The 9,452-nt window shown below is 45.3% G+C and carries 7 protein-coding genes and 1 pseudogene; 6 read left to right on the forward strand and 2 right to left on the reverse strand.

Annotated features, from left to right (window positions below; translation table 11 throughout):
- Positions 1-40: 40 nt before the first annotated feature.
- Positions 41-1,036, reverse strand: a complete 996-nt coding sequence (locus QZZ36_RS02340) for a CPBP family intramembrane glutamic endopeptidase (RefSeq protein ID WP_295076117.1) — start codon at positions 1,034-1,036, stop codon at positions 41-43.
- Between the two features lie 143 nt (positions 1,037-1,179).
- Between QZZ36_RS02340 and QZZ36_RS02345 the strand changes: the two genes are divergently transcribed.
- The 5 genes from QZZ36_RS02345 (at position 1,180) to QZZ36_RS02365 (ending at position 7,328) form a co-directional block, all read left to right on the forward strand.
- Complete coding sequence (locus QZZ36_RS02345; protein ID WP_295076119.1) at positions 1,180-2,907, forward strand: ABC transporter ATP-binding protein; 1,728 nt, start codon at positions 1,180-1,182, stop codon at positions 2,905-2,907.
- Positions 2,907-4,796 carry an ABC transporter ATP-binding protein gene (locus tag QZZ36_RS02350; RefSeq protein ID WP_295076122.1) on the forward strand — a complete coding sequence of 630 codons (1,890 nt, stop codon included), beginning with the start codon at positions 2,907-2,909 and terminating at the stop codon, positions 4,794-4,796. Before QZZ36_RS02345 ends, QZZ36_RS02350 begins: the two co-directional genes overlap by 1 nt.
- 21 nt (positions 4,797-4,817) lie before the next feature.
- Positions 4,818-5,534, forward strand: coding sequence for a hypothetical protein (locus QZZ36_RS02355; RefSeq protein ID WP_295076125.1), 717 nt, complete (start codon positions 4,818-4,820; stop codon positions 5,532-5,534).
- A gap of 298 nt (positions 5,535-5,832) precedes the next feature.
- Positions 5,833-6,285, forward strand: a complete 453-nt coding sequence (locus tag QZZ36_RS02360; RefSeq protein WP_295076128.1) for a hypothetical protein — start codon at positions 5,833-5,835, stop codon at positions 6,283-6,285.
- Between the two features lie 194 nt (positions 6,286-6,479).
- Positions 6,480-7,328, forward strand: a complete 849-nt coding sequence (locus QZZ36_RS02365; RefSeq protein ID WP_295076131.1) for a CAP domain-containing protein — start codon at positions 6,480-6,482, stop codon at positions 7,326-7,328.
- Positions 7,329-7,586: 258 nt separating this feature from the next.
- On the opposite strand, the gene QZZ36_RS02370 is transcribed toward QZZ36_RS02365, so the two are convergent.
- On the reverse strand, positions 7,587-8,825 hold the full coding sequence (locus tag QZZ36_RS02370; RefSeq protein ID WP_295076134.1) for a nucleotide sugar dehydrogenase: 1,239 nt from the start codon (positions 8,823-8,825) through the stop codon (positions 7,587-7,589).
- 345 nt (positions 8,826-9,170) lie between these two features.
- Here QZZ36_RS02370 and QZZ36_RS02375 point away from each other — a divergent pair.
- Positions 9,171-9,452 (forward strand): annotated as a pseudogene (locus QZZ36_RS02375) (IS4/IS5 family transposase); the annotation flags it as partial.

A 9,452-nucleotide genomic window follows, 5' to 3' on the forward strand; every position in this document is an offset into this window, starting at 1 on the left:
CTTCGTTCACATCGGCACTATGGCGTTTATTATTTTTATGTCAGGCGTTTTCGTTCACAGCTTCCGGTGCTGCTTCAGCTGCGGGAGCTTTTTTCGATATCAGGTACAGCATAAGGGCTATGCCGGCGCAAAGTACGGCAGTAGTGATGAGACTGCCCTCTATACCGAATTTGCCGCCTGTGAGAAAGGCATGGGCTGAGACAGGAACGCTCTCCATGAACGACTGCAGTTCAGAGGAGCCGCTGACGCTTATTCCGTAGATATTTCCCTGAGCGAAGTTCCACATGGAGTGTATAGCGCATACGCCCCATATATTGTCGGAGTTTATCATGTAAAGTGCGGCGAATACGCCGAAAAGCGTGAGATTGATGAATGGAAGCACTCCGAAGCCGGGGTTTGAGATATGGGCAAGAGCAAATGCCACAGCGCTTACGATGACTGCCACATATGTTTTCTGACCGCTGCCTCCTATGGAGGTCATAAGATAGCCGCGGAAGATGAATTCCTCGCTCATTCCCTGTACTATGAATCCTAAAAAGAAAAGAGCGATCCAGCCGTAACTGATATTGCTGCAGAGCTTTATGCGTGTTATACCCAAGGCTGCACTTGAGAGCGCAAGTACCGACATCAGCAGCAGTCCTGCCGCAAGTCCTGTGAGATAGTGGAAGAAGAATCCCTTCTTACGTGCTCCCATTGAGCGTACAGGACGCATCTCAACGCAGCGGCAGTAGAACAGCGAGGCAAGTGTGCCGAATATCGTTGAGAAAAGCGAGGGTACCATTACCTTTGGCGAACCGGCTGCTTTTGCCGCGACCTTCCACATCTCCTTCAGGTCGAAGGTCGGACTTGTCTGTACATACTCCTGTATCTCGGCGTTTTCAAGCACAGTTTTCGAGGAGAAGACTGCTGATGACAACGATTCGAGTATCAGTATTATTATAAATACCGCTAAAAAGCATATTATTATTGTGAAAAAATTCTTTGAAGCGTGTGATTTTGAGGCTTCACCGAACATTTTTGGTCTGTAATCGAGCATAAAACGCACCTCCGTAATTAATTTTACTATGTTACGGGACGAATGTCAAGACGGTCAATGCGCTTTGCTTCTTATTTGACAATATACCGTTAAAATGATATAATTAAATTTAGACTATTTTCAAGAATGAAAGGGGTATGCCGATGTATAAAACAATATTATCGCACGTCGGAAAATACAGGAAAGAGGCGCTGCTTGCTCCTGTGACCATTATAGGAGAGGTGGCTATGGAGGTCATTATCCCTACGGTAATGGCTCTGATAATCGACAACGGCGTGAAAAAGGGGGACATAGGCTATATAGTCAGAATGGGCGGACTCATGGTGCTCATGGCGGTATTCTCGCTGTGCTTCGGAGCTCTTGCGGCACGTTTCAGCGCTGTAGCGGCGATGGGCTTCGCAAAGAACATCAGAAGTGCGCTATTCCGCAGGGTACAGGGCTTCTCCTTTGCGAATGTGGATAAGTTCTCCACGGCATCGCTTACGACCCGTCTGACAACAGATGTAACAAACCTGCAGAACGCTTTCATGATGTTTGTGAGAATGGCGTTCCGCTCGCCTATAATGCTGATATGCGCAACTGTAATGGCTGTAAGGGCTAATGCGAAGCTGTCGGTGGTATTTATTTTTGCCATACCTCTGCTTGCTCTTGCGGTATTCCTGATAATGACCAACGCGCATCCGAGATTTGAGAAAATGCTGAGAAGATACGACGATATGAACGCAAAGGTACAGGAAAACCTTGTGGGCATACGTGTCGTAAAGGCGTTTGCCCGTGAGAAGTACGAAAACAAGCGTTTCGAGGAGAATACCGAAAATGTACGTCTTGCGCAGTTCGCGGCGGAAAAGCTGGTAATACTCAGTATGCCTGCGATGCAGCTGGTAATGTACGCAAGTATAGCGGCTATACTCTACTTCGGCGGTCATATGGCTGTCAGAGGAGATATAGAGACAGGTGCTCTTTCGAGCTTTATCATGTATGTGGGACAGATACTTCTGTCACTTATGATGATATCCATGCTTTTCATAACCTTCGTAATATCAAGAGCCTCAATGCAGCGTATATATGAGGTATTAAAGGAAGAGCCCGCCATAAAGGATTCGCCGGAATCGGGCGTAACTGCCGCGGACGGTTCGATATGCTTTGAGAATGTGAGCTTCAGCTACTACGGCGATATGAATAATCTTGCCCTTGACGGCATAGATCTGAAAATAAACTCCGGCGAGACTATAGGCATAATCGGCGGTACCGGTTCGTCAAAGACCTCCCTCGTACAGCTGATACCCCGCCTTTATGAAGCTACTGCCGGAAAGGTGATAGTCGGCGGACATGACGTTAAGGAGTACTCGCTGAAAACTCTCCGCGATCAGGTGGCTATGGTGCTCCAGAAGAATGTGCTGTTCTCCGGCACAATAAAGGAGAACCTCCGCTGGGGCGACGAGAACGCAACTGATGAGGAGATGCAGGAAGCCTGCAGGGCTGCCTGTGCTCACGACTTCATAATGAGCTTCCCTGACGGCTACGATACCGATCTCGGACAGGGCGGCGTCAATGTTTCCGGCGGTCAGAAGCAGAGGCTCTGTATCGCAAGGGCACTGCTCAAAAAGCCTAAGATAATCATACTCGACGACTCCACCAGCGCCGTGGATACGGCTACGGACAGCAGTATCCGCAAGGCTTTCCGCGAAAAGCTGGCAGATACGACGACTATAATAATCGCTCAGCGTATAAGCTCCGTTATGGACGCTGACCGTATAATCGTAATGGACGGCGGAAAAATAACCGATATCGGCACTCATGATGAGCTTATGCAGAAAAGCGAGATATACCGTGAGGTATACGACTCACAGCAGAAAGGAGCTGATGAATAATGCCTCCGAGAACTCAAAGACCAATGGCGAAGCCGGAAAATACTCTTGCTGCTCTGAAAAGGATATTCACATATATGCACGGCTTCAGGCTGCAGTTCATACTTGTGGTCATCGGGATATTCTTCAGTTCCGGTGCGGGTATAGCTGGAAACTACCTGCTTAAACCCATAATCGACAACATCGAGGACGCCCTGAAAACAGGACACTGGAAGTACGGAAGATTCATCGGCATCATTGCCGTGATGATAGCGATATACGCTCTCGGAGCGCTGTCCACGCTTTTCTATCAGCGTGTAATGCTGAAAATATCAACGACAACTCTTATGCGTATCAGGAACGACCTTTTCAGCAAAATGGAAATGCTTCCCATACGCTTCTTCGACAAGCATACTCACGGCGAGCTCATGAGCCTTTATACCAACGATACGGACGCTATCCGAGAAATGCTCAGCAACAGTATCGCACAGTTCATAAGCTCGGCTATAACTATCGTGGGAGTATTCACAGCAATGCTGATATACAGCTGGAGACTCACCATACTTGTCGTGGCAATGCTCTTTGTTATCTTCAGGGTGATAGGCTTTGTGGGCTCAAGGAGCGGAAAGGGCTTCATAGCACAGCAGAAGGCTCTCGGCAGTGTCAACGGCTACATCGAGGAGATGATAGACGGTCAGAAGGTGGTAAAGGTATTCTGCCATGAGGAGAAGGCTGACGAGGAATTTGAAAAGCTCAATGAGGAGCTTTGCAGGGCTTCTACCCACGCTCATACCTTTGCGAATATCCTTATGCCGATAATGAACAACCTCTCGTATATACACTATGCCGTTACCGCTATCGCAGGCGGTATAATGACTGTAAAGGGCATAGGCGGCATGACTGTGGGAACTGTTGTATCCTACTTACAGTTCACACGTTCCTTCTCGATGCCTATAACCCAGGTATCACAGCAGCTCAACTCGGTGCTGACCGCTCTTGCCGGCGCTGAGAGGATATTCCGCGTTATAGACGAGGAGCCTGAGACAGACGAGGGCTATGTCACACTTGTGAACGCTGAGATATCGGCTGACGGAAAGATAACCGAGACTGACAGGCGCACAGGCAGATGGGCGTGGAAGCACCCCCACAAGGCGGACGGTTCCATAACATATACCGAGGTCCGCGGCAATGTTGAATTCGATGATGTTGTATTCGGATACGAGCCGGACAAGACCGTTCTCAACGGTATCTCACTCTATGCGAAGCCGGGACAGAAGATAGCCTTTGTAGGCTCCACAGGAGCCGGAAAGACTACCATAATCAATCTCATAAACCGCTTCTACGATGTGCCGGAAGGCAAGATACGCTATGACGGCATAAACATAAACAAGATAAAGAAGGACGACCTGAGACGTTCGCAGTCCATTGTTCTTCAGGATACCCACCTTTTCACGGGTACGGTAATGGAGAATATCCGTTACGGCAAGCTGGACGCTACTGACGAGGAGGTATACGAGGCAGCTAAGCTTGCAAACGCTGACAGCTTCATCAGACACCTTGAAAACGGCTATGATACCATGCTCACTGCTGACGGTTCAAATCTTTCACAGGGTCAGAGACAGCTCCTTGCGATTGCCCGTGCGGCTGTTGCGGATCCGCCGGTGCTTATCCTCGACGAAGCTACCAGCTCTATAGATACCCGAACAGAAGCTCTTATCGAAAAGGGCATGGATTCTCTCATGGAGGGCAGAACGGTATTCGTTATCGCTCACAGGCTCTCAACTGTAAGGAATTCTCACGCCATAATGGTACTTGAGCACGGCAGGATAATCGAAAGAGGAAACCACAATGAGCTCATTGCCCAGCATGGCAAATACTATCAGCTCTACACCGGAATGTTTGAACTCAGCTGATAACAGAGAAAGAGGAAATATATGATACTGAAAAGAAATACCGCACTTGTCACGGCTTTTGTGTTTCTTGCCTGTTCTTCTTCTTGCAGCAAGACAGGTTCAAAGGTAGGCGTAGTTGATATACCCGAAGTGACCGCCACAGTCGAGGGCGTTGACGCAAACGACGCTGTGGAAGCCGTTTCAGGAGACGCTTACCTTGCCATAACTGATGAGTCGTGGGAGGTGCAGTACCTTGGCAACAAGGACGTAAACGGCAGCGAACAGCTCTCCTATGAGGCAGGAGTCGCTCATATAACCGGCAACGGCGATTATACCGTCAGCGTAACAGCTGATACCAACGGCTTCCGCTATGACGAGACCGGCGATATCAATGGTGATTATACCATAAATGGCATAGGCTTTGCGGCTGTTATCATTGACAATGCCGAGGAAGTACTTCCGAATGCCATTATAACGATCAACAGTGTGAAAGTTGACGGCAGGGAGCTGGAACTGAAGAAAAAGAGCTATACCAACACCGAGAGCGGCTCGATACGCTCAAATATATTCAATGAATGGGTCAGTGACGACTGCCTTCCCGCCGACGCAAGAACTGCTGAGGGAGCCCTGTTCACTAATTATGATGTCAACACTCCCAGCGATATCAATAACGGAAACTATTCCGCACAGATAATCGACCGTGAGGAGTTCAGCAGCTGGAAAAATGTGGAAGTCGGCTTTACTGTCTCCGGACTTTAAACACCGTTTACTCTCAGGGATTTTTCAAGCAGTTCAGCTTCTTATCACAAAACAATCATACGGGCGGTTTATAATACGATCATGGAAAGAGAACGGCGGCAAGCCGTCATGATCATGAAGTCTTCATTTTTTCATATAAACCACCCTAAAGGTCAAAGCGTCCGCTACGGGCGCTTTTTCCGTATACATACAGGGCTATGCTGCTAAAATAAACATTATTGACATATTGTGCAGTCTATGATATAATGAAGCTATAGTGATTCAGAAAAATATATGACCGTATACGGAGGAAATAAAAATGGACGAAAATATGAAAACAAATAACGCTGTAATAGCAGATTTCTGCGAACTACTCGAAAGTCAGAACGTCTCATACGAGCTTAATCAGAACGACGAGAATATGATGAGATTCCGCACAAAACTCCCTCACCATGATACCGCACCCTATGTACTCGTACATCACAATCCGGCAAACAGTGCCCTCAGTCTTGCTCTCAGCAGGATAGCTCTCTTTTCAAACGCGGGAGAGGAGCTTTATCATATTATCAACGATTTCAATGCGGATCCCGAAAATTTTGCCTGCAAAATGTTCCTCGACAAAGACGGACAGATCATTGTCCTTACAAATGCTATCCTTAAAGGCGAGAATACAAGGAACCAGATCGAGGACTATCTTAACATATGCGTGCTGTCTCTCGACAAGTATCTCGGAAAAATACTGGAGCTCGTAAACAATAGCAACAACAATTAACGAAATATCGCTAATTATTGAATTATTTTCAGGATAATACCGAATAAATATTACATACTGTATTTATTTTATTGTACAAAAAGTAGATTTTTATTGTAAGATCTGACAAAACAAGCGTTTCACTCTTTAAAAATATATAAACTTGTGCTAAACTATAATCAGACAAGAGTTTATTTTTAAAGGGAGGTGTTTGTATGAGTACAATGAAAAAGTTATCGTGTAAGTTTAATGCTGTAACAGTAACAGTTGTTATGATGATATGTGTGCTTATCAGCTTCCCGGTCGGGGTTTCTGCCGACAAAAGCATCGATTACCCCGGAATGGCAGATAATCTTGCGTATCTTATAAATGTTGAAAGAGAAAATGCAGGTCTTGAACCGCTGAAGGTCGTTCCGTACCTCAGCAGTCTGGCAGCGATCCGCGCGGCAGAGTGCGTGATAAAGTTAGAGCATGACCGTCCTGACGATATCACAGATTATTCCTATGACGACAAAGGTCAGAAATATTATGGCTTCGATACTGTCATAGACTATAGTCTCGTACCGTGGATGTGGGCAGGCGAGAACATTGCGGCCGGAAATTCAAGTCCTCAGGCTACCTGTGAGCAGTGGATGAAGTCCGATGATCACAGAAAAGTAATACTTAATCCTAACTATACCCATATAGGCGTGGCGTTATGTTATGTGGAAAACGATACGAATCCCGATCATTACCATTATTACTGGGACGCGATATTCGTTGGCTGCGGTATTGATTTTGAAGGGCAGTATACTCCCGAAAGCACAAGGACCGTACCAAAGAGTTCAGGCGACGTTAACGGCGACGGCGTTGTCAATACTTTTGATCTTATAACGCTCAATAAGTATCTGGCAAACGAGGTGTCACTGAATGACCTTCAGCTGAAGAGCGCTGACGTTCTTGAGGACGGCAAGATAACATCTTACGATGCAAGTGTGCTGAGGAAGTTTATACTCGGCGAGTGCCATACTCTGCCGATAACAACAGATATGGTCATGGATATACTTTTTAAAGGAAATGATTGAGAAAAGGATTTTATAAAAAGGTGTGTTCATGGTAAAAGCGGCTGAGAGATCAGCCGCTTTTACGTTGCGGCGATATAATTTAAATAATATGAGCGCAGCGAACTCATTAACTCTTAACTCTCCACTCTCAATTCTCCACTAAATCAAAATTTAGCAAAGCTAAATTTTGATTTCTTAGTACCAATATGATAATACAATGCCCCTAAGCACTTTGAAATGCTTAGGGGCAATATTTATATTTAATATCCGTTTTTCAGCTTAGTCTCTTCTGAAAATATCTCTTGTGTATACTTTGTCCTGAATATCGTCGAGGCAACTGTCGTAGCGGTTTGCGATGACAGCGTCCGACTGAGACTTGAACTTTTCAAGGTCATTGACCACAACGCTTCCGAAGAAGGTCTCTCCGTCCTTGAGAGTAGGCTCATAGATTATAACTGTCGCGCCCTTTGCCTTTACGCGCTTCATAACGCCCTGTATCGAGGACTGGCGGAAGTTATCGCTGTTTGATTTCATTGTCAGGCGGTATACGCCTACAACAACGGACTTTTCCTTGCTGCTGTCGTATTCGTTGTTTTCACCGTAGTTGTAATAGCCAGCCTTTTCAAGTACACGGTCAGCTATGAAGTCCTTGCGTGTACGGTTTGATTCAACTATTGCAGACATCATGTTCTGCGGAACGTCCTCATAGTTTGCGAGGAGCTGCTTTGTATCCTTTGGCAGACAGTATCCGCCGTAACCGAAGGAAGGATTATTATAATGAGTACCTATACGCGGGTCGAGGCATACTCCGTCGATTATGTTCTGTGTGTCAAGTCCCTTGAGCTCTGCGTAGGTATCGAGCTCATTGAAATAGCTTACTCTCAGTGCAAGATATGTATTTGCGAAAAGCTTTACAGCTTCTGCTTCTGTGAATCCCATGAACAGAGTGTCGATATTCTCCTTGATAGCGCCCTGCTGAAGTAGACCGGCAAATGTATGAGCGGCTTCAACAAGTCTGCTGTCATTCATGTCAGTACCAACGATTATGCGGCTCGGATAGAGGTTATCGTAGAGAGCCTTGCTCTCGCGGAGAAACTCAGGACTGAAAATGATGTTTTTGCTGCCTGTCTTTTCACGTATCGACTGGGTATAGCCAACAGGGATAGTGGACTTTATTACCATTATCGCATTAGGATTATACTTCATAACAAGATTTATCACAGCTTCAACTGCGCTTGTGTCGAAGAAGTTCTTTTTGCTGTCATAGTTGGTTGGAGCGGCAATTACTACAAAATCGGCGTCCTTGTAGGCAGCCTCGGCATCAAGTGTTGCTGTGAGGTCAAGCTCCTTTTCGGCAAGGTATTTTTCAATGTAATCATCCTGTATAGGTGATTTTTTGTTGTTGATAAGTTCGACTTTCTCAGGTATGATGTCAACTGCCATTACAGTGTTATGCTGTGCGAGCAGAGTTGCTATTGAAAGTCCTACATATCCTGTTCCAGCTACTGCTATCTTCATCTCTCTATCAATCTCCTTAAAAATAGGCAAGAAACCTTTAAAATACTGATGTTTTTTGAAACAATATATAGTATAGCACATCCTGCCGGAAAATGCAAGACTTGAAATGCCAAAGAATTTATAAAAAGTATTTTTTACGGCAGAGGTAGTATAATAATGAGAAAAGTCCCCGCATTTGCGTAATGTCATTAAGCTAAGGAAAAGTAAAATAATCACAGGAATCAAAAAGATCCTGTGATTATTTTTTATGTATATAATGTAAATTTTTGCAAAAAGGTATTGACAAAAAGCCAAAAATGTGCGGCGCAGCTAATCAGATATACACATCTGATTGGAGGTTTTACCGTGCAAAAATACTGTAATATCGTCAAAAACAAGCTTAATACTCTTATCAGCACCATGGAGAAAAATATCTCTGATTTTGTAGTTGATCCTAAGAGAGATTTTGTTCGTAAAAGTGAGCTGTCTTTCTCAAAAACATTGAGATTCATTCTCGGAATGGGCAGCCAGACACTTGGCAAGGAGCTTGTAGAATTCTATGATTATGATTCAAAAATGGTATCTGTATCTGCTATCGTTCAGAGAAGAGCTAAGATACTTCCTGCTGCTTTTCAGTATCTGTTCCAT

This window comes from Ruminococcus sp., assembly GCF_016287535.1.
Classification (GTDB): Bacteria; Bacillota; Clostridia; order Oscillospirales; family Ruminococcaceae; genus Ruminococcus.

Excerpts from the sequence above, each read along its gene's own strand:
- QZZ36_RS02360 (WP_295076128.1), top strand. The coding sequence starts at position 5,833 with ATGGACGAAAATATGAAAACAAATAACGCTGTAATAGCAGATTTCTGC.
- QZZ36_RS02355 (WP_295076125.1), top strand. The coding sequence starts at position 4,818 with ATGATACTGAAAAGAAATACCGCACTTGTCACGGCTTTTGTGTTTCTT.
- QZZ36_RS02340 (WP_295076117.1), bottom strand. The coding sequence starts at position 1,036 with ATGCTCGATTACAGACCAAAAATGTTCGGTGAAGCCTCAAAATCACAC.
- QZZ36_RS02345 (WP_295076119.1), top strand. The coding sequence starts at position 1,180 with ATGTATAAAACAATATTATCGCACGTCGGAAAATACAGGAAAGAGGCG.
- QZZ36_RS02350 (WP_295076122.1), top strand. The coding sequence starts at position 2,907 with ATGCCTCCGAGAACTCAAAGACCAATGGCGAAGCCGGAAAATACTCTT.
- QZZ36_RS02365 (WP_295076131.1), top strand. The coding sequence starts at position 6,480 with ATGAGTACAATGAAAAAGTTATCGTGTAAGTTTAATGCTGTAACAGTA.
- QZZ36_RS02370 (WP_295076134.1), bottom strand. The coding sequence starts at position 8,825 with ATGAAGATAGCAGTAGCTGGAACAGGATATGTAGGACTTTCAATAGCA.